The following is a 17,859-nucleotide window of genomic DNA, read 5'->3' on the forward strand; positions in this document are numbered from 1 at the left end:
ACTGGGTGCAACGGCGTTCCTATCAGGAGATCGGGTGATGATCCGCGCTCTGATAGCCCATACCCCTATCGCCCTGGCGAGCGTCTGCAGCCGACGCGTGACGATATTATCAAGATGTGTCATGCGCTGGCAGCACCTGGAAAACGTGAAGCGGCGCCTGCTGGTATTTTCTGATGTCGATGATATCGACTGTGGCGGCTTCTGTCCGACTCTTGGCTGCTGGACAGGCTTACCCCCAGAGGGGGTGGTTCAGGCCATCAGAGCATGGGGCGCCAGCAGATCCGGCAGCCCCTGCTTGCCAAACAGGTGCAGCGCGCCCACGGCCACCACATATCGCCCCGGTGGCAGGGCTATCAGACGCTGGCGCCAGGCGTGGTTACGCTGCGCCATCAGTACGTTGGCCAGCTCCGGACAAAAGGTCATCGGCAGTGGCGTCTGCAGAACTGCCGGGGGTGCCAGCCACCAGCCGATCAGCGTCTGCAGCAGGCGGGCATTGTTGTGCCAGTGTCGTAGGGTATCATCCAGCAGATCACGCCCCTGATCGGGGAGCCGGTACAGCATTTCCAGCTGGGTATGGGCGCCCTCCAGTTCTACGATCGGCCGCCCCGCATCATGGGCGCAGTTCAGTAGCTGGCAGTCGATGCCAAACTCGCTGCACAGCCCCAGCTGCTGCGCCTGCTGCGCCTGCAGCAGCAGCGCGCAGTGCCACAGGGGAAAGTCATTAATGCGCTCTACGGCCAGACCGGTTTCGCGGCAGCGTTGGCTCAGGGCGTCATAGCGCGCGGCGTCCAGGCGCGCCGAGAGTGGTTGGGTCTGGGGCGGGCTGCTGATATCGCTGTCAGGGCGGGTGATATCGGCCTCGACAATCAGTGCCTGCGCCTGACGTACGCGCTGAATCAGCGGCTCCGGCAGCGGTGACATCGCGGCATTGCCCATGTGAATGCTGGCAACCAGATGCAACCGGGCGCCGCTGCGCAGGTTTACATCAAGGGCAGGATAGGGATAACGTGGCGGCGGGAGCAGCCCGAAACGGGCAGCCAGGTGCCGTAGTCGGTTGAACATGATACCTCCGGCAGGGCGTACCGCCGCATTCAGGCAGCCGCCGTTACAGTGTGCGGTAATCCTTTCATGCTACCTGAGGACGAAAAAAAAGCACCGGCTTCCGGTGCTTTTTGTCTTCAGAGGCGGCTTAGTTCTTCGGGGTAAAACGCAGCAGGCGGTTGGCATTGCTGACCACCGTGATGGAGGAGAGCGCCATGGCGGCGCCGGCGACCACCGGGCTGAGCAGGGTACCGGTCAATGGGTAGAGTATCCCGGCGGCGATCGGGATACCCAGCGTGTTATAGACAAACGCGCCCAGCAGGTTCTGCTTCATGTTGTGCAGCGTGGCCCGCGACAGCGCCACCGCATCGGCCACGCCGCTCAGGCTATGGCGCATCAGGGTGATGGCCGCCGTTTCGATGGCGATATCGCTGCCACCGCCCATGGCGATGCCGACGTCCGCCTGTGCCAGCGCCGGGGCATCGTTAATACCGTCTCCGATCATGGCGACCTTATGCCCCGCCTGCTGTAGTGCTCGGATGGCCTCCGCCTTGCCCTCCGGCAGCACACCGGCGATAACCTGATCTATTCCTGCTTCGTGCGCGATGGCCTGGGCGGTGAGTGGGTTGTCTCCCGTCAGCATCACCAGCCGGTAGCCCATACCGTGCAGGCGCTGTAGGGCAGCGACGCTGTCATTGCGCAGAGGATCGCGAATCGACAGCAGCGCCGCGGCGCGACCGTCGACCGCCAGCAGCACCGGCGTGGCGCCCTGGCTGGCCTGCTGCGCCAGCAGCGCATCCAGGGCGTGGGTGTCGATCCCCTGCGCCGCCATCAGCGCCGCGTTGCCCAGCAGCAGGGTATGGCCCTCGGCTTCACCGCTGACCCCCAGTCCGCGCAGGGTGCGGAACTGGGTGACCGGCGGCAGCGTTTGCCCTTCGGCCCGGGCGCTGACGGCGCGCGCCAGCGGGTGGCTGGAGCCACTCTCCAGCGCCGCGGCCCAGCGGAGGGCCTGCGTTTCGTCGATGCCCTCCAGCGTATGGACGGCGATCACCTTGGGCATCCCTTCGGTCAGGGTACCCGTTTTATCGAAGACCAGCGTATCCAGCTCGCTGGCATGCTGCAGCGCATCGGCGTCGCGCACCAGAACCCCCAGCTCGGCGGCGCGGCCGACCCCGGAGATGATGGACATCGGCGTCGCCAGCCCCAGCGCGCAGGGACAGGCGATGATCAGCACCGTCGTGGCGACCACCAGGGTATAGACCAGCTGCGGCTGCGGGCCGAAGAAGAACCAGATCAGCCCGCTGATGACGGCAATGGCGACCACCGTCGGTACAAAGATGGCGGAGATGCGATCCGCCAGCTGGCCGATGGCCGGTTTACTGCTCTGGGCCTGGCGGACCAGCTTAATGATGCGGGCCAGCGTAGTCTGGCTGCCGATGGCGGCGGCGCGGAACAGCACGCTGCCATCGGTAACCACAGTGCCGGCGTGCACCCGATCGCCGACGCCCTTTTGCTGCGCAATGGGCTCGCCGGTCAGCATGGCCTCATCCAGCCAGGCCTCGCCGGAGAGGATCTCGCCGTCGACCGGTACCCGATCGCCGGTGACCAGGCGCAGGGTCATTCCCAGCTGCACCTCGGTTAACGGCACGTTCTTCTCACCCTCGTCCGTCACCAGGCGAGCAGTCGGCGGCGTCAGATCCAACAGTCGCTCCAGGGCGCTGGAGGAGCGTTGGCGCGCCCGCGCCTCCATCGCGTGTCCCAGATTGATCAGGCCGATGATCATCGCGCTGGCCTCATAGTAGAGGTGGCGTGCCTCTGGCGGAAAAATCTGTGGCCACAGGTTAACGCTGATGGAGTACAGCCAGGCAGCACCGGTGCCCAGCGCGACCAGCGTATCCATGGTGGCGCTGCCGTTGAGCAGGCTGCGCCAGGCGTTACGATAGAAGTGGCCACCGGCGCCGATCATCACCGCCAGGGTGGCGATCCCGACGATAAGCCAGGGTATCTGGCTGTGCTCGGTCAAGGTCATCGAGCCGCCGAACAGCCCCCAGGCCATCAGCGGCAGACCGAGCCCCAGCGCCACGGCGGCCTGCCAGCGGAAGGCGCGCACGGCTTTCTGTGCGCTCTCATGCTGACGGGCGCGGCGCAGCACCTCATCTTGGATTATCTCCGCGCCGTAGCCGGCTTTCTGTACGGCGCTGATCAGCGCCCGCGGATCGCCGTGGCCGCTGACCAGCGCGCTGCGTTCGGCCAGATTGACCCGGGCATGCGCTACGCCGGGCACCGCCTGCAGGGCGTTTTGTACTTTCAGCACGCAGCTGGCGCAGCTCATGCCGTCGAGCAATAGCTGCACGCTGTCGCCGTCGTCGTTGTCGGTGTGCGGTACGATGTCGACGGAGGCCGGAGTGGGGTCGAGAGCCGCTGCCTGGGTTTCCGGCATCGCAACATCAGTGCTGGGCAGCGGCTCAGATTTTGGGTGTGCACCCTCCACGGCCTGCGCCTGGTAGCCGGCCTGCTGTATGGCGGCGATAAGCGCTGCGCTGTCAGCCTGGCCATAGATGTCGGCCTGGGTGAGGGTCACCATGGCGGCGTCAACGCCAGGCACGGCCTCCAACGCCTGGGTGACGCTGGCGATGCAGTGGCCACAGCTCAGATCGCTGAGGCTGAGGCGGATGTCGGCATCGCCGGCCGGCGATGCCTGGTAACCCGCTTGCCCGACGCTCTGAATAATATCAGTAGCGCTGGCGCTGCCGATCACCCGGGCATAGCGCGGCGTATTGACGATGGCCTTCTCGACGTCGGGACGGGCCTCCAGCGCATTTTTTACTTTTTTAGCGCAGTTCATGCAGGAAAGCCCCTGCAGGGCGAACAGCTGTGTCTGTGACATGATGAAACCTCTCTCGCAAATGGTTACGCTCAGGGTGCGGCGCGATAGCCTGCCGGTTGGCGTCCCCTTCAATTACGGTTAAGCTTAAACCTTCCCGCAAGGTTAAGGTCAAGGGGGACGGGTGAATATTAGTGAAGTGGCGAAAAAAACCGGCCTGAGCAGCAAGGCCATCCGCTTTTATGAAGAGAAAGGGCTGGTGACGCCGCCGCTGCGCGGGGAGAACGGCTATCGCCACTATGCGGCGACCCAGCTGGAGGAGCTGACGCTGCTGCGTCAGGCGCGTCAGGTCGGCTTTACGCTGGAGGAGTGCCGGGAGCTGGTGGTGCTGTTCCACGACGAGCACCGCCACAGTGCCGAGGTAAAACAGCGCACCCTGCAAAAGGTGGCGGAGATAGAGGTGCACATCCGCGATCTACAGGCGATGCGTGACCGGCTGGCGGCACTGGCACAGGCCTGCCCCGGCGACGACAGCGCCGATTGCCCGATCATTAACGATCTGGCCGGCTGCTGTCGCGGGGCGGGGCACAGGGGATAACTTCCAGCGTGATGCCGCTGACGGCGCGCACCTGAACGCACTGTCCAGCGGGCAGATCCTGGGCACAGGTGACGCGCCAGCTGCTGTCGCCGAGGCGCAGGCGTCCATGGCCGTTGACCAGGGGCTGTTCCAGGAGCGCCCGTTGACCGATCAGCTGGCGACCGCGCTGGTTGAGGGTGCTGTCCGCTGCCTCTTCCGCCGCACCGCGGCGCTGCCAGCGCCACCACAGCAGGGCGCTGATCACCGTCAGCAGGGCGAACAGGGTGAGCTGAGCCTCCCAGCCAAACGGCCACAGCCAGTGCAGCAGGCCGACCAGCAGGGCAGCGCAGCCGCTCCACAGGGCATAGCCCCCGGCACCGAGCAGCTCGGCAGCCAGCAGCAGTCCCCCCAGCGTTAACCACAGACCGTGGGGGTTCTGCAGCAGATAGGCCATCATGGCTGGCAATCCTTATTGCTGTCCGAACGCAGCAGCTCGCTGATCCCGCCGACAGCGCCCAGCAGGCTGCTGGCCTCCAGCGGCATCATGATCACCTTGCTGTTATTCGACTCCCCGATACGCTGCAGCGCTTCGGTATACCTCTGGGCGACAAAATAGTTGATGGCCTGCAGATTACCGGCAGCGATGGCCTCCGACACCATGGCGGTGGCCTGGGCCTCGGCCTGGGCTGCGCGCTCGCGCGCCTCCGCCTGCAGGAAAGCGGACTGGCGCTCCCCCTCTGCCTTGAGGATCTGTGACTGTTTCTCCCCCTCCGCGCGCAGAATCGCGGCCTGACGCACCCCCTCGGCCTCCAGAATATCGGCGCGCTTGGTACGTTCGGCCTTCATCTGGGCATTCATGGAGGCGATTAGCTCGGCCGGTGGGCGCACGTCGCGGATTTCAATACGGGTCACTTTGATCCCCCAGGGATTGGTGGCCTCATCGACAATCTGCAGCAGGCGGCTATTGATCAGGTCCCGCTGGGAAAGCATTTCATCGAGCTCCATGGAGCCGAGTACGGTGCGGATGTTGGTCATGGTCAGGTTGATGATGGCCAGATCGAGATTACTCACCTCATAGGCGGCCCGTGCCGGATCTATAACCTGAATAAAGCAGACGGCATCGATGGTGACATTGGCGTTGTCTTTGGAGATCACCTCTTGGGAGGGGATATCCAGAACCTGTTCCATCATGTTGATTTTACGGCCAATACGATCCATGAACGGGATCACCAGATTCAGTCCCGGCATCAGGGGGCGGGTGTAGCGGCCAAAGCGTTCAACGGTCCACTGATAGCCCTGAGGGACGATCTTTATCGCCGACCAGACGATAATCAGGGCGACGATTACCAGTACCGGAAAGACTGTGAGCATAGATTTCTCCTTGAGTTGGCGGACTGAGGGGCTGCGCGGCCTAGTCCGGGAACGCCGTCAGTTCAAAAACGCCCAGCTGGCCGTGGCCGCGGATATCCACGCTGTGGGTCTGCGGACAGGGCGTTTGCAGGATGGCGCTGTCATAACGCGTCAGCTGCAGTGAAGCCGCGGCGCCGAGCGGTGTCAGCGACAGGTCGCCCTGGCGGCAAAACAGTAGGATCGTGCTGGCGTGACAACGCAATGGAGGCATAGTGGGGCGAATATCCAGCCACTGCAGTCGCGCGCCGTAGTGGCGCGGGTCGTAAATCAGGTTGAGATCGCGCACCGGGCCATCACACAGTTGGCTGCTGACCCGACTATCGCCAGAGAAGCGCACGATACCATTGCCGCGCAGCGGCTGCTGCGCTGAACCATCAATGGTCAGTCTCAGCCCTGGCCCCTCAAGCAGCGAAAGGATCCGCTGATAGCCGCCATAGGCGGAGAAGGGGGCGTCGCAGGTGATGTCGGCCATGGAGAGCCGCCAGCGAAAGCGGGAACCGCTGGCATTGTCCTCCCGCATGATTTCACGCGTGGTACCCTGACCGTTGTGCCAGGGCATGCTTTGGTAGTCGCCTAACCGGTGAATCTGCCACGGGGTCATCGCTGTCTGTCCTGTAAACGGGCCGCACGGCGGCATAACTGTAGTCTGTGGAGCGCCCTCGGCGCCCATCCATGCCCATCTATAATGTATAGCTATTTTGTGGGCAATGGCACGCGACAGGTCAAATAGTTGTGTCCGATAGCTGCGTTTATCGCGGCCGATGAGGCGGCGGCGGTTTGGCGTGCGCGGGGAAATCTGCCACAATGCCGCCCGTCCGAGGCGTCCTCAAACAAGGCAGAACACGATGCAGTATCCGATCAATGAAGTATTTCAGAGTTTACAGGGCGAAGGTTTTTATACCGGCGTTCCGGCGATTTTTATTCGTCTGCAGGGGTGCCCGGTCGGCTGTAGCTGGTGCGATAGTCAGCACACCTGGCATCAGCGTCCGGAGCGCCAGGCCGATCTGGCGCAGATCGTTGAAAAGACGGCGGAGAGCGAAGCCTGGGCCAGCGCCGATGCGGCGGCGCTGGTTGCGCTGTTACGGCAGCGGGGCTATCAGGCCCGCCGCGTAGTGATCACCGGCGGCGAGCCCTGTATGTACGATCTGCTGCCGTTGACCACGGCGCTGGAGCAGGGCGGCTATCGCTGCCAGATAGAGACCAGCGGAACCCACCCGGTGCGCTGCAGCGCACAGACCTGGGTGACCGTATCCCCCAAGGTGGGGATGCGCGGAGGGATGGAGGTGCTTACCGACGCGCTGCGCCGCGCCAACGAGATAAAACACCCGGTTGCGCGGGCGCGCGATATCGAGGCGCTGGATGCGCTGCTGGCGCGTTTGGACGGTGAGTTGCCGCCGGTGGTGGCGCTACAGCCGATCTCCTGCAAGGAAGAGGCGACCCGCCTGTGTATTGAAACGTGCCTGGCGCGCAACTGGCGCCTGTCCATGCAGACTCATAAATACCTGAATATCGTCTGAGTAGCGCGCCCCGCCGGACATCGGCGGGGCGCGTTGGCACTAGCGTCGGGCCGCGGGCGCCGGGCGCCGCGGCGTGTGGAGACCGACCGGTTGGGTCGGCGACGTCGGTTGGCGCTCCGGCCTGAGATCCATCTCAATCATCCATAGTTGCTCATTGATCTCCTCCTTGCGGGCATCGATCTGACGATAGTCTGAGTGAGGGCTTTGCGTCACGGTATACGCTCCTGATGGATTATTTGCCGGCGCATCATAGCGCGTCGGCGCCAGAGAGAAAGCAGGTAATGTCTGAAAACCGTATGCGTTCTCATTTCTTGCCTTTTTCTGCGCCGCCGGACTCGGCGATGACATCGAATAATCGTTTGCCTGGGCCCCGGTGGATGGCTAAAGTAGGCGGCTATTTTCACGGTGGGCGGGAAGTCAGTGGGACAATACGCGCTGGCAAGGAGAGGATATGCTGCCATCAGCGGGCTGGTTAGGGCTCAGTTATTTTACCTATTTTTTCTCATTCGGTGTCTTTCTTCCGTTTTGGAGTCTGTGGCTGCAGGAGCAGGGGATCTCGCCGGAGTCCATCGGCATTCTGCTGGGCGCCGGGATGGGCGCTCGCTTCGTCGGTAGCCTGTTCATTACCCCGGCGGTCAAGAGAACCTCCCAGCTGCTGGTGGCGCTGCGTCTGGTGACGCTGATCGTCCTGTTCTGCGGCGTCGGCTTTATGTTGGGCAGCGCCTGGGCCTGGCTGATGGCGGTGATGGTGGGGTTCAGCCTGTTCTATGGTCCTCTGGTGCCGCTGACCGATGCGCTGGCGGCGACCTGGCAGCGCCAGATTGGGCTGGACTACGGCAAGGTGCGCCTGTGGGGATCCCTGGCCTTTATCGTGGGATCGGCAGCGACCGGTGAGCTGGTCAACGCCTTTGGCCATCAGGCTATCCTGTATAGCCTGCTGGGGGGACTGCTGGCGATGCTGCTGGGCATGCTGCTGCGCCCCACGCAGCCGCCTCAGGATGGCCCTGCCCATCAGACGGCGCAGGTCACCCCCTGGTCCATTTTGCTTAGGGAGCGTTCGGTGTGGCGTTTTTTACTGTGCTGCGCGCTGTTGCAGGGAGTTCACGCCGGCTATTACGCCTTCAGCACCCTTTTTTGGAGCCGGGCCGGTTACTCTGCGTCGCTGGTGGGATACCTGTGGTCGCTGGGGGTGGTGGCTGAGGTGATTATCTTTGCCCTGAGCAATCGTCTGTTTCGCCGCTGGACGGTGTCTGGCCTGCTGCTGTTATCCTGCCTCTGCTCACTGCTGCGCTGGGTGATGATGGGGGCGACGACGGCGCTGCCGTGGCTGGTGGTGATGCAGATCCTGCATGCCGGTACTTTTACCGTATGCCATCTGGCTGCGATGCGCTTTATCTCGGCACGTCAGGGCGGCGATGTGATCCGTCTGCAGGCGGTCTATTCCGCGCTGGGCATGGGGGGAAGCGTGGCGGTGATGACGGTGCTGGCGGGGGTGGTATATCAGTACAGCCCCAGCGGCATGTTTTATCTGATGGCGCTGCTGGTGACGCCGGTGCTGTTCCTGCGCCCCGGCGCCCGCTGATCACTGACCGCGATAGGTGCAGCCAGCGGTACAGGTCTCTTTGACCCGCACCGCGCTCAGCAGCGGCAGGCGTGGCTTGAGCTGATCCCAAATCCAGCGGGCCAGTACCTCACTGGTCGGGTTTTCCAGTCCGGCGACTTCATTGAGATAGTGGTGATCCAACTGATCATAGATCGGCTGGAAGCGCGCTTTCAGATCGGCAAAGTCCATTACCCAACCGGTGTGAGGGTCGACCTCACCGGTGATCTCTATGCGCACCAGAAACGAGTGGCCGTGCAAACGGCCGCATTTGTGCCCCTGCGGTACATGCGGCAAACGATGGGCCGCTTCAAACTGAAACTCTTTAAACAGGGTGGTTGTCATGGTGACGCCTCATAACCAAAAGAAGCGCATGGTAGCGCAAAGCGGCGCGGGGGGGTAGTTTGCGCCACAGATCGGCCCCGATTGTGTTATTTGGTCTGCATTGTTATGTTTTTTATTTGTTAACTTTAGGCGTTAGACACTATGCTGGACGGCACCTGATTCTGCCGTCACAGGAGTGATGCCATGCCCTTTTCCCGCCCCGTCCCACCGGCCGAGATGCTGCTGTCCCAGCTGCGCGCCATCGCAGGTCCTTCCCGGGTGTTAAGCGATACGCGCAAAACGGCGCGTTACTGTAAAGGCTTTCGCTCCGGTCAGGGCCGCGCGCTGGCCGTGGTGTTCCCCGACACGCTGCTGGCGATGTGGCGGATCTTCAAGGCCTGCGTCGAGGCCGATCGCATCATTCTGATGCAGGCGGCCAATACCGGCCTGACCGAAGGGTCGGCCCCCAGCGGCGATGACTACGATCGCGAGCTGGTGATCATCAATACCCTGCGCCTGGGTGGCGCCCAACTGCTGGGTGAGGGGCGTCAGGTGGTAGCATTGCCCGGCACCACCCTGTGGCAGCTTGAGCGATTGCTGAAGCCACTGGGGCGGGAGCCCCATTCGGTGATCGGCTCCTCCTGTATCGGCGCCTCGGTAATCGGCGGTATTTGTAACAACTCCGGCGGTGCGCTGGTGCAGCGTGGTCCGGCCTATACCGAAATGGCGCTGTATGGACGGGTCAATGAAAAAGGCGAGGCAGAGCTGATCAACCATCTGGGCATTGCGCTGGGCGAGACGCCGGAGGCCATATTGGAGAACCTGTCCCTGCGGCGTTACAGCGATGCGGATGTTCAGCATGATACGCGCCGGGCCTCCGATCATCAGTATGCGCAGCGCGTCAGGGCGGTCGATGCCGCCACGCCGGCCCGCTTTAATGCCGATGAACGGCGTCTGTTTGAGGCCTCCGGCTGTGCCGGAAAGCTGGCGGTGTTCGCCGTGCGTCTGGATACCTTTCCTGCGGAGGCGCGCCAGCAGGTGTTTTATATCGGTACCGATCGGCCCCAGGTGCTGACCGGGCTGCGGCGGCATATATTGAGCCACTTTACCCACCTGCCGGTGGCCGCGGAGTATCTGCATCGCGATACGTTTGATATCGCCGAGCGCTACGGTAAAGATACCTTTTTGATGATCGAAAAGCTGGGGACAGACAGGATGCCGTTCTTCTTCAACCTGAAGGGGCGGATCGACGCATGGGCAGCGCGTGTGCCGCTGCTGCCGTTCCACCCGGTCGATCGCGCGATGCAGGCGCTGAGCCGTCTGTGGCCGGGGCATCTGCCGCCGCGCATCAGGCAGTACCGCGATCGCTATTCCCACCACCTGTTGCTGAAGATGGCCGGAGAGGGGATCGAGGAGGCACAGCGGTGGCTGAGCGACTATTTTGCCCAGGCCGACGGCGACTTTTTTACCTGTACGCCGGAGGAGGGGAACAAGGCATTTTTACATCGCTTTGCCGCCGCCGGGGCGGCGATACGCTATCAGGCGGTGCATGACCGGCAGGTCGAAGATATTCTGGCGCTGGATATCGCCCTGCGGCGCAACGACACGCAGTGGTTTGAACAGTTGCCGCCGGAGCTGATGCAGGATCTGTCGCACTGTCTGTACTATGGCCACTTTCTGTGTCACGTATTTCATCAGGACTATATCGTGCGCAAGGGGGCCGATGTGGCGGCGATTAAGGCGAAGATGCTGGCGCTGCTGGATGCGCGCGGCGCGGAGTACCCGGCGGAGCATAACGTGGGCCATCTCTACCGCGCCAAGCCGCAGCTTGAGGCCTTTTATCGTCATCAGGATCCCACCAATACCCTCAATCCCGGCATCGGCAAGACCAGTAAGTGCCGCAGCTGGGGCTGCGACGGTGGCCACTAGGGCGTGTCCCGTAGCCGTGCGCGCCAGCGATGCTCACGACCCGTTACGCGATACGCCCTGGGCCAGCTTTTCATCCGCCGGCGGACAGTACAGGCGGTGCAGGGTTTCCAGCAGGGCCAGCGTGCGCGGATCGTCAATGCGATAGACGATCTGTTTGCCTTCGCGCCGGGTGGTGACCAGCGCCAGGCGGCGCAGCACCCCGAGCTGCTGGGAGAGGGTCGGCTGCAGGATCCCCGTCGTCGCCTCCAGCTCACCGACGGCCGCCTCGCCCTGACTGAGGCAGCATAACAGCAGCAGGCGATCCGGATTGGCCAGCGCGCGCAGGATCCGCGATGTGTCCGCCGCCGCCCGCTGCATCTGTCGGTGCATTTGAGATGTCGTCATCGTGCGCTTCCTCACCAACGCTTTCTTATTTAATATTATATATTATTATATAATGATGAGGGGAAGCTGGCAACGCCGAGCCGGGTCGCTGCCGGTCTGATAATCGGATTCGATGAGGTGAGCAGATGAAAATCGTAATTGTCGGTGGGGTTGCCGGGGGCGCATCCGCCGCGGTCAGGGCCAGAAGGTTGTCTGAGACGGCGCAGATCATCGTGCTGGAGCGCGGGGAGTATGCCTCGTTCGCCAACTGTGGCCTACCCTATCATATCGGCGGTGAAATCCCGCAGCGCGATAGCCTGCTGTTGAAGACGCCGCAGGATTTTCGCCAGCGTTTCAATGTTGAGGTTCGGGTGCGCAACGAGGTACTGTCCATCGATCCCCAGGGAAAAAGCGTGGAGGTGCGCGATAGCGCCAGCGGGAAGACCTACCATGAGTCCTACGATCGCCTGCTGCTGAGCAGCGGTGCCGCGCCGCTGGTGCCGCCGTTGCCGGGGGTGACAAGCCCGGGGGTATTTACCCTGCGCAGCATTAACGATATGGATGCCATTCTGGCGCACATTGCGGCGCGGGCACCGCAGCATGCCACCGTGGTCGGTGGGGGCTTTATTGGTCTGGAGGTGGCCGAGGCACTGCATCAGCGTGGGCTGGCGGTCACCCTGCTGGAGATGGGCGCTCAGGTAATGATGCCGGTCGATGGCGAGATGGCGGTGCCGCTGCACCAGACGCTGCGCCGCCACGGGGTGGATCTGCGCCTGCAGACGGCGCTGCAGGCGATCGCCGCCGACGGGGAGGGCATGGCCCTGACCCTGAGCGACGGCAGCGTGCTGCAGAGCGGGCTGGTGATCATGGCTATCGGAGTGAGGCCGGAAAGTCGCCTGGCACAGGATGCCGGCCTGGCGCTGGGCGCCAGTGGCGGTATTCGGGTGGACAGCGGGATGCGCACTTCCGCGGTGGATATCTACGCGGTAGGCGACGCTGTTGAGGCGCCGCCCTTTGACGACGCCATGCCACTACTGGTTCCGCTGGCTGGGCCGGCCAACCGCCAGGGGCGCATTGCGGCCGATACCATGCTGGGGCGTGATAGCCGCTACCGCGGTAGCCAGGCGGCGGCGGTGTGTAAGGTCTTTGATATGACCGTCGCCAGCGTGGGGCTGAGTGAGAAGCTGCTGCAGCGCCAGCAGAGGGGCTATGAGAAGGTGTATGTGCATGGGTCTGACCACGCCGGCTACTACCCCCACGCGACGCCCATCAGTCTGAAGCTGCTTTTCGATCCGGCCAACGGCGCCATTCTTGGCGCCCAGGCGATAGGCCAGGAGGGGGTCGACAAGCGCATTGATGTGATCTCTGTCGCCCAGCGCGCCGGGCTGAAGGTGGAGGATTTGGAACATCTGGAGCTGTGCTATGCGCCGCCCTATAACAGCGCCCGGGATCTGGTCAATCAGGCGGGGATGTTGGCGGCCAACGTACGCTGCGGCGATACCGCGATTTGCCATGTCGCCGACGTACTGCAGCGCGATCCGGCGCGCCAGTGTCTGCTGGATATCCGCACCCCGCAGGAGCTGAAGGCGCATGGAACCTATCCGCAGGCGCTGCACATCCCGCTGGATGCACTGCGCGAACGTCTGAATGAGCTACCGCGGGATAAGGAGATCCTGATCGGCTGCCAGTCGGGTCTGCGGGGTCACGTGGCCTACCGCATTCTGCTTCAGCACGGCTTCCGTGCGCGTAATCTGAGCGGGGGTTATATCACCTTTACACGGACGCTGGCGGTGCAGGACTAGCGCGGCGCACCGGGATTGTCCTCCCGGCGGACGATCCCGGTGTAATATGAGCGCAGGGTGAAGTAAAAAGAGTGTTTTTTCAATTAGTGTATTTACGCGAACTTGTTGAATAAATCAGGTTTTGAGTAGATTTTCCCGCAGCCAGGCTGATACGTACTGGCAGTACGCTTGCTTTCCGGCATGCCTGCCTTTTTCCGGAGGTGCCGGTCCTGTTCCGGGTAATGCAGCAGAATGAAAAGCTGCATATGCCGCTGTTGCTGAGCCAGTATGGCACGCCGCGTATCGCGGCAACTAAGGCCTCCTGCGCGGTGTGCCGCCACGCATTTACAATCTCCGGCGTGAGTATTATCCTGCCGGTGGATTAACCATGGGTTAATTACAGTATTTTGATGAATAAATGACTCGGGGTGCCCTTCCTTGTGAAGGCTGAGAAATACCCGTATTACCTGATCTGGATAATGCCAGCGTAGGGAAGTCACGGTGTCTGACCGCGCCGCCTTCTTCACGCCGGTTGAGAGAGATGCCATGTTGACACAACCCACCCCCCTGCCTGATGCGCTGTGCGCCCAGGCGCTGATGACCTTACGCCAGCGCGCGCCGCTGGTTCACTGCCTGACCAATGAAGTGGTGCAAAGCCTGACGGCCAACGTGCTGTTGGCGCTGGGCGCCGCTCCGGCGATGGTTGTGCAGGCTGAGGAGGCCCGCCAGTTTGCAGCGCTGGCCGATGCGCTGCTGATTAATATCGGTACGTTGTATGACACGCGCGCCAACAGTATGCTGGCGGCGATTGAGTCGGCCAACCTGGCAGGAACCCCCTGGGTACTGGATCCGGTGGCCGTCGGGGCGCTGCGCTACCGCAGTGATTTTGCCCATCGTTTGTTGCGGTTGCGCCCGGCGGTGATTCGCGGCAACGCCTCTGAAATCCTGGCGCTGGCAGGCGCCCCCTCGCGCGGACGCGGCGTCGATAGCCAGGATGACGCGCTGGCGGCGCTACCGGCGGCAGCGGCGCTGGCGCGCGATAGCGGCGCGGTGGTGGCGATTACCGGCGCCAGCGATTACGTGACCGATGGACATAACAGCTACCGGATCGACGGCGGCGATCCACTGATGACCCAGGTCGTCGGTACCGGGTGCGCGCTGTCGGCGGTGGCGGCGGCCTTCAGCGTATTGGACGATCGTCTGACGGCGGTGGCCAGCGCCTGCCGGGTGATGGCGCTGGCGGGTCAGCGGGCGGCGGCGCAGGCCAGCGGTCCCGGCAGCTTCACGCCCCATTTCCTGGATGCCCTGTATGGCCTTCAGCCCGCCGTCATCGCGGGGGAGGGGGCATGAGCATGAGCGCAGAACGGATTAATGCCCTGACCATCGCCGGTACCGATCCCAGCGGTGGCGCCGGGATCCAGGCCGATCTCAAAGCCTTTTCCGCGCTGGGCGCCTATGGTACCAGCGTCATCACTGCACTGGTGGCCCAGAATACCCGCGGCGTACAGTCGGTTTACCCTATTGACGCCGGGTTTGTTCAGGAGCAGCTGGACTCCGTGCTGAGCGATGTGCGTATCGACAGCGCGAAAATTGGCATGCTGTCCAGCGCCGATATCGTCACCTGCGTCGCCGATGCGCTGAAACGCTATCCTTTGCCGTACGTCGTGCTGGATACGGTTATGGTGGCCAAAAGCGGCGATGCGCTGCTGGCGCCACAGGCCGTCAGCGCGATTCGCGAGCAGCTGTTGCCGCAGGTCTCGCTGATCACCCCCAACCTGCCGGAAGCCGCCACGCTGCTGGGGTGTGCGGCGGCAGAGGATGAGGTGGCGATGGTTGCCCAGGGCGAAGCGCTGCTGGCGCTGGGATGTCAGGCGGTTCTGATGAAGGGGGGACACCTGCGGTGCGGGGAGAGCCCTGACTGGTTGCTGACCCGCGACGGCGCCGCCGAGCGTTTTAGTGCGGCGCGCGTGGCGACGCGCCATACTCACGGGACGGGCTGCACCCTGTCCGCGGCGCTGGCGGCGCTGCGTCCGCGTCATGAAGACTGGCGCGCTACCGTTGCCGCCGCGAAGGTGTATCTGCAGGGGGCGTTGATGGCCGCGGATTCCCTGCAGGTGGGACAGGGCATTGGCCCGGTGCACCACTTTTACCGCTGGTGGTAAGCGGGGCTAAGCGGCGTGCTGCGCCGCCAGCGCATTCAGCGCGGCGAGCCTCTGGAGGTGCTCGGCGTCGAAGCGGTTGAGGGTGAAAAATGGCATCTCCGCGTCCGGGCGCAGCGCCAGCGCCAGCGCCGGTTTACCCTCCTCCGTGGCCAGCCAGCCGATCAGATAGCTGGCCTGACGCTGTGGGCTTTTCCAGCTCAGCAGCAGCGATGGCCACGGGTTGGATGCACTGGCGGCCCGCGTGGCGATGAACAGGCCATCGTGCCAGCGTCCAGCGTAGTCACCGTCGTGATCCAACGACTGTGGGTCGCGCTGGAGCCACTGGTGCAGGCGGCTGACCCCGTCGCAGCTCAGGCTGTTCTCCAGCGCCTGCCATTGCGGATAGCCGCGGCTGTGCTGCCAGCAGGCGATGCCCAGATAGTCATTGATCTCCGCCCACCAGCCTGTCATCTGCTCACGCAGCGCGGTATCGCGCACGGTGCGATAGGGAATCAGGTGCCGATCGCCGACGGCCAGATCTTGCAGGGCGACCAGCGGCAAGGTTTTCGGTTTACTGCGCAGGGTTGCCCACAGCAGCAGCTTGGGAATGCGCGGCGTAATGGTCTGTATGCTGAAACGATACGTATCGCCGATGGAGAGAACAACGCCGCTGGAAGTGCCGCGTTTATCCTGATAGTTACGGATGATGATCAGTGGATTGAACGCCATCCAGCCGGTCAGGTATCTCTCCTGCGGGCGATCGGTGTGGCCAAATGCGTCGACCCGCTGGCGGATGGCGGAACAGTCCAGCGCATCAAGCGCGCCGGCGCTGGCGGCATCGTAGCGTTCGCGCGCAAGAGTGGGCAGCGGGGGAAGGGTAATCATATCGCTCATAGCGGTGGTATCCTGAGGAACGTGGGCGGGCCAAGCTTACCCTAAAGCCTGGCTGTGAGGCCGGTATCGGGATACTTTTCTGCTATAGATCAACTTTTTCCGATTGAAGATAATTAATAAAAATAGTAAATGTTCTATTTATTAGTCAGCTGTAGTGTGAATAAATCACGACGCTGTTCGCTGTTGCCGCCACTATCTAAATGAAGGAGTTATCATGAAAACAATCGCCGGGGTACTGGCTGCCCTCCTGTTGGCCTACGCAGCGCCGGGAATGGCCGACGAGGCTATTCCGCCCTCGTTGTCTGAGCTGATGGCGCAGCCGTCGTATCAGCAGAGCTGGAAACAGGCGCTGCAGGGGGAGAAAGATCTGCCGTCGTGGGTGCGCAGCGGGCAGGGAACCTCCACGCCGCCGCAGACGCTGACCTGGCAGGATAAGGCGTACCAGGTTGGCATGATCTGCCAGCCACACAACTGCGGCAACCGGCAGGTGTTTATCGCCTTCAGCGGCGATCGACGCCAGGCATGGGCGCTGCGTGTAACGCTCCCAGACAGTGATGCGGCGATGCTGCATCCCTCTAAACATGTCCACTTTCAGTGGCTGGGTAATCCGGATGCTTCCCTGAAAACTCTGTTGATGAAACAGGTCACCTCTCAGCCGGGCTGGAAATAGCGCGTTTCACGCGTGCGGTGCCGCTGTATCAGTGAGTAATTAGGTGTAATTAATTGTAAATCAGTACAGCGTTCGCCGTGCGGAATGTTACTCTGCGCATAATTTAACTTGATACGGTAAAGTGATGATGAAAAAGGGACTCTTCCAGGCCGCCGTCGGCCTGCTGGTACTGTGCTCTGTTGCCGCTCAGGCCGCTGGGTATCAGGAAGGAAAACAGTATACCAACATGCCTAAAGCCGTGCCTGGAGCACCTGCGGTCGTCGAATTTTTCTCTTTCTATTGCCCGCCCTGTAACCAGTTTGCCAACGTCTACCGCATCGGTGAGGCGGTAGACGGGATCCTGTCGCAAGGGGAGAAGGTGGTGAAATATCACGTGAGCTTCCTTGGGCCACAAGGGGTGGCGCTGACGGAGGCGTGGTCTGTGGCGCAGGCCCTTGGCGTGTCGGATAAGGTGGAAAAGCCGCTGTTTGATGCGGTGCAGGTGAAGCGTAGTATTAACTCTCCGGCGGATATCCGTCAGGTATTTATCGACTCCGGCGTTGCGGCGGCAGAGTATGATGCGGCTCTGAACAGTTTTGTCGTAAAATCGCTGACGGCCCGACAGGAGAATGCGGTGCAGGCTTTTGGCGTGCGTGGCACCCCGTCGTTTTATGTTGCAGGCAAGTACCAGGTTAAAAATGATGGAATGCAGGCGACCAGTATTGACGGCTATCGCAGTGAGTATGCGGACGTGGTGAAGTTCCTGCTGGCTCAGGGTAAATAGTTATCTCCTCTGCTGATAAATGCCG

18 protein-coding genes, 1 pseudogene and 1 riboswitch are annotated in these 17,859 nt (G+C 62.5%); of the genes and pseudogenes, 10 read left to right on the top strand and 9 right to left on the bottom strand.

Annotated features, from left to right (window positions below; genetic code table 11):
• Nucleotides 1-249: 249 nt before the first annotated feature.
• Together EIEH_RS16680 and copA are read right to left on the bottom strand one after the other, a co-directional pair.
• Nucleotides 250-1,062: a TraB/GumN family protein gene (locus tag EIEH_RS16680; RefSeq protein ID WP_015870524.1), complete on the bottom strand. Its 813-nt coding sequence runs from the start codon at nucleotides 1,060-1,062 to the stop codon at nucleotides 250-252.
• A gap of 127 nt (nucleotides 1,063-1,189) precedes the next feature.
• The gene (gene copA / locus EIEH_RS16685) at nucleotides 1,190-3,928 is read right to left on the bottom strand and encodes a copper-exporting P-type ATPase CopA (protein ID WP_015870525.1); all 2,739 of its coding nucleotides are present in this window, start codon (nucleotides 3,926-3,928) and stop codon (nucleotides 1,190-1,192) included.
• Nucleotides 3,929-4,049: 121 nt separating this feature from the next.
• Here copA and cueR point away from each other — a divergent pair, with 121 nt between their 5' ends.
• Nucleotides 4,050-4,463, top strand: coding sequence for a Cu(I)-responsive transcriptional regulator (gene cueR / locus EIEH_RS16690; protein ID WP_015870526.1), 414 nt, complete (start codon nucleotides 4,050-4,052; stop codon nucleotides 4,461-4,463).
• On the opposite strand, the gene EIEH_RS16695 is transcribed toward cueR, so the two are convergent.
• Genes EIEH_RS16695 through EIEH_RS16705 form a run of 3 tightly spaced genes read right to left on the bottom strand, consistent with a single transcriptional unit; the run spans nucleotide 4,417 to nucleotide 6,453 of the window.
• The gene (locus EIEH_RS16695) at nucleotides 4,417-4,899 is read right to left on the bottom strand and encodes an NfeD family protein (RefSeq protein WP_015870527.1); all 483 of its coding nucleotides are present in this window, start codon (nucleotides 4,897-4,899) and stop codon (nucleotides 4,417-4,419) included. The genes cueR and EIEH_RS16695 overlap by 47 nt on opposite strands.
• Nucleotides 4,896-5,813 carry an SPFH domain-containing protein gene (locus EIEH_RS16700; protein ID WP_015870528.1) on the bottom strand — a complete coding sequence of 306 codons (918 nt, stop codon included), beginning with the start codon at nucleotides 5,811-5,813 and terminating at the stop codon, nucleotides 4,896-4,898. The genes EIEH_RS16695 and EIEH_RS16700 overlap by 4 nt, the downstream gene beginning before the upstream one ends.
• Before the next feature lie 40 nt (nucleotides 5,814-5,853).
• Entirely contained in the window at nucleotides 5,854-6,453 is a 600-nt protein-coding gene (locus EIEH_RS16705; protein ID WP_015870529.1) for a HutD/Ves family protein, read from the bottom strand.
• Nucleotides 6,454-6,697: 244 nt separating this feature from the next.
• On the opposite strand from EIEH_RS16705, the gene queE reads away from it, so the two are divergent.
• Nucleotides 6,698-7,369 (top strand): 7-carboxy-7-deazaguanine synthase QueE, encoded by a 672-nt coding sequence (gene queE, locus EIEH_RS16710; protein WP_015870530.1) that lies wholly within the window; start codon nucleotides 6,698-6,700, stop codon nucleotides 7,367-7,369.
• A gap of 39 nt (nucleotides 7,370-7,408) precedes the next feature.
• Here the strand turns inward: queE and EIEH_RS19410 are convergent, their stop codons facing one another.
• Nucleotides 7,409-7,582: a hypothetical protein gene (locus tag EIEH_RS19410; protein ID WP_015870531.1), complete on the bottom strand. Its 174-nt coding sequence runs from the start codon at nucleotides 7,580-7,582 to the stop codon at nucleotides 7,409-7,411.
• Nucleotides 7,583-7,820: 238 nt separating this feature from the next.
• On the opposite strand from EIEH_RS19410, the gene EIEH_RS16715 reads away from it, so the two are divergent.
• On the top strand, nucleotides 7,821-8,951 hold the full coding sequence (locus tag EIEH_RS16715; RefSeq protein ID WP_015870532.1) for a 3-phenylpropionate MFS transporter: 1,131 nt from the start codon (nucleotides 7,821-7,823) through the stop codon (nucleotides 8,949-8,951).
• Here EIEH_RS16715 and queD read toward each other — a convergent pair whose 3' ends face one another.
• The gene (queD, locus tag EIEH_RS16720; RefSeq protein ID WP_015870533.1) at nucleotides 8,952-9,314 is read right to left on the bottom strand and encodes a 6-carboxytetrahydropterin synthase QueD; all 363 of its coding nucleotides are present in this window, start codon (nucleotides 9,312-9,314) and stop codon (nucleotides 8,952-8,954) included.
• Between the two features lie 216 nt (nucleotides 9,315-9,530).
• Between queD and dld the strand changes: the two genes are divergently transcribed.
• The gene (gene dld, locus EIEH_RS16725; protein ID WP_370447965.1) at nucleotides 9,531-11,222 is read left to right on the top strand and encodes a D-lactate dehydrogenase; all 1,692 of its coding nucleotides are present in this window, start codon (nucleotides 9,531-9,533) and stop codon (nucleotides 11,220-11,222) included.
• Between the two features lie 33 nt (nucleotides 11,223-11,255).
• Here the strand turns inward: dld and EIEH_RS16730 are convergent, their stop codons facing one another.
• Nucleotides 11,256-11,606, bottom strand: coding sequence for an ArsR/SmtB family transcription factor (locus tag EIEH_RS16730; RefSeq protein WP_015870535.1), 351 nt, complete (start codon nucleotides 11,604-11,606; stop codon nucleotides 11,256-11,258).
• Between the two features lie 125 nt (nucleotides 11,607-11,731).
• On the opposite strand from EIEH_RS16730, the gene EIEH_RS16735 reads away from it, so the two are divergent.
• From EIEH_RS16735 to thiD, 4 genes and pseudogenes are all read left to right on the top strand, one after another.
• Nucleotides 11,732-13,387, top strand: a complete 1,656-nt coding sequence (locus EIEH_RS16735; RefSeq protein WP_015870536.1) for an FAD-dependent oxidoreductase — start codon at nucleotides 11,732-11,734, stop codon at nucleotides 13,385-13,387.
• A 191-nt stretch (nucleotides 13,388-13,578) separates the two neighbouring features.
• Nucleotides 13,579-13,682 (top strand): annotated as a pseudogene (locus tag EIEH_RS18285) (hydroxyisourate hydrolase); the annotation flags it as partial.
• 98 nt (nucleotides 13,683-13,780) lie between these two features.
• A riboswitch (TPP riboswitch) is annotated at nucleotides 13,781-13,877 on the top strand.
• Between the two features lie 35 nt (nucleotides 13,878-13,912).
• Complete coding sequence (gene thiM / locus EIEH_RS16740) at nucleotides 13,913-14,716, top strand: hydroxyethylthiazole kinase (RefSeq protein ID WP_015870538.1); 804 nt, start codon at nucleotides 13,913-13,915, stop codon at nucleotides 14,714-14,716.
• Nucleotides 14,713-15,528: a bifunctional hydroxymethylpyrimidine kinase/phosphomethylpyrimidine kinase gene (gene thiD / locus EIEH_RS16745; protein ID WP_035610390.1), complete on the top strand. Its 816-nt coding sequence runs from the start codon at nucleotides 14,713-14,715 to the stop codon at nucleotides 15,526-15,528. Before thiM ends, thiD begins: the two co-directional genes overlap by 4 nt.
• A 6-nt stretch (nucleotides 15,529-15,534) precedes the next feature.
• Here the strand turns inward: thiD and EIEH_RS16750 are convergent, their stop codons facing one another.
• The gene (locus tag EIEH_RS16750; RefSeq protein WP_035610394.1) at nucleotides 15,535-16,401 is read right to left on the bottom strand and encodes a hypothetical protein; all 867 of its coding nucleotides are present in this window, start codon (nucleotides 16,399-16,401) and stop codon (nucleotides 15,535-15,537) included.
• A 214-nt stretch (nucleotides 16,402-16,615) separates the two neighbouring features.
• On the opposite strand from EIEH_RS16750, the gene EIEH_RS16755 reads away from it, so the two are divergent.
• Together EIEH_RS16755 and EIEH_RS16760 are read left to right on the top strand one after the other, a co-directional pair.
• Nucleotides 16,616-17,071 (top strand): inhibitor of vertebrate lysozyme family protein, encoded by a 456-nt coding sequence (locus EIEH_RS16755; RefSeq protein ID WP_015870541.1) that lies wholly within the window; start codon nucleotides 16,616-16,618, stop codon nucleotides 17,069-17,071.
• A 124-nt stretch (nucleotides 17,072-17,195) separates the two neighbouring features.
• Nucleotides 17,196-17,834, top strand: coding sequence for a DsbA family protein (locus tag EIEH_RS16760; RefSeq protein ID WP_015870542.1), 639 nt, complete (start codon nucleotides 17,196-17,198; stop codon nucleotides 17,832-17,834).
• The last annotated feature ends 25 nt before the right edge of the window (nucleotides 17,835-17,859 follow it).

This window comes from Edwardsiella ictaluri ATCC 33202 (assembly GCF_000264785.1).
Taxonomy (GTDB): Bacteria; Pseudomonadota; Gammaproteobacteria; order Enterobacterales; family Enterobacteriaceae; genus Edwardsiella; species Edwardsiella ictaluri.

Excerpts from the sequence above, each read along its gene's own strand:
- dld (WP_370447965.1), top strand. The coding sequence starts at position 9,531 with ATGCTGCTGTCCCAGCTGCGCGCCATCGCAGGTCCTTCCCGGGTGTTA.
- EIEH_RS16755 (WP_015870541.1), top strand. The coding sequence starts at position 16,616 with ATGAAAACAATCGCCGGGGTACTGGCTGCCCTCCTGTTGGCCTACGCA.
- EIEH_RS16735 (WP_015870536.1), top strand. The coding sequence starts at position 11,732 with ATGAAAATCGTAATTGTCGGTGGGGTTGCCGGGGGCGCATCCGCCGCG.
- EIEH_RS16680 (WP_015870524.1), bottom strand. The coding sequence starts at position 1,062 with ATGTTCAACCGACTACGGCACCTGGCTGCCCGTTTCGGGCTGCTCCCG.
- thiM (WP_015870538.1), top strand. The coding sequence starts at position 13,913 with ATGTTGACACAACCCACCCCCCTGCCTGATGCGCTGTGCGCCCAGGCG.
- EIEH_RS16695 (WP_015870527.1), bottom strand. The coding sequence starts at position 4,899 with ATGATGGCCTATCTGCTGCAGAACCCCCACGGTCTGTGGTTAACGCTG.
- EIEH_RS16705 (WP_015870529.1), bottom strand. The coding sequence starts at position 6,453 with ATGACCCCGTGGCAGATTCACCGGTTAGGCGACTACCAAAGCATGCCC.
- queD (WP_015870533.1), bottom strand. The coding sequence starts at position 9,314 with ATGACAACCACCCTGTTTAAAGAGTTTCAGTTTGAAGCGGCCCATCGT.
- EIEH_RS16750 (WP_035610394.1), bottom strand. The coding sequence starts at position 16,401 with ATGAGCGATATGATTACCCTTCCCCCGCTGCCCACTCTTGCGCGCGAA.
- EIEH_RS16760 (WP_015870542.1), top strand. The coding sequence starts at position 17,196 with ATGATGAAAAAGGGACTCTTCCAGGCCGCCGTCGGCCTGCTGGTACTG.
- thiD (WP_035610390.1), top strand. The coding sequence starts at position 14,713 with ATGAGCATGAGCGCAGAACGGATTAATGCCCTGACCATCGCCGGTACC.
- EIEH_RS16700 (WP_015870528.1), bottom strand. The coding sequence starts at position 5,813 with ATGCTCACAGTCTTTCCGGTACTGGTAATCGTCGCCCTGATTATCGTC.
- copA (WP_015870525.1), bottom strand. The coding sequence starts at position 3,928 with ATGTCACAGACACAGCTGTTCGCCCTGCAGGGGCTTTCCTGCATGAAC.
- EIEH_RS16715 (WP_015870532.1), top strand. The coding sequence starts at position 7,821 with ATGCTGCCATCAGCGGGCTGGTTAGGGCTCAGTTATTTTACCTATTTT.
- queE (WP_015870530.1), top strand. The coding sequence starts at position 6,698 with ATGCAGTATCCGATCAATGAAGTATTTCAGAGTTTACAGGGCGAAGGT.
- EIEH_RS16730 (WP_015870535.1), bottom strand. The coding sequence starts at position 11,606 with ATGACGACATCTCAAATGCACCGACAGATGCAGCGGGCGGCGGCGGAC.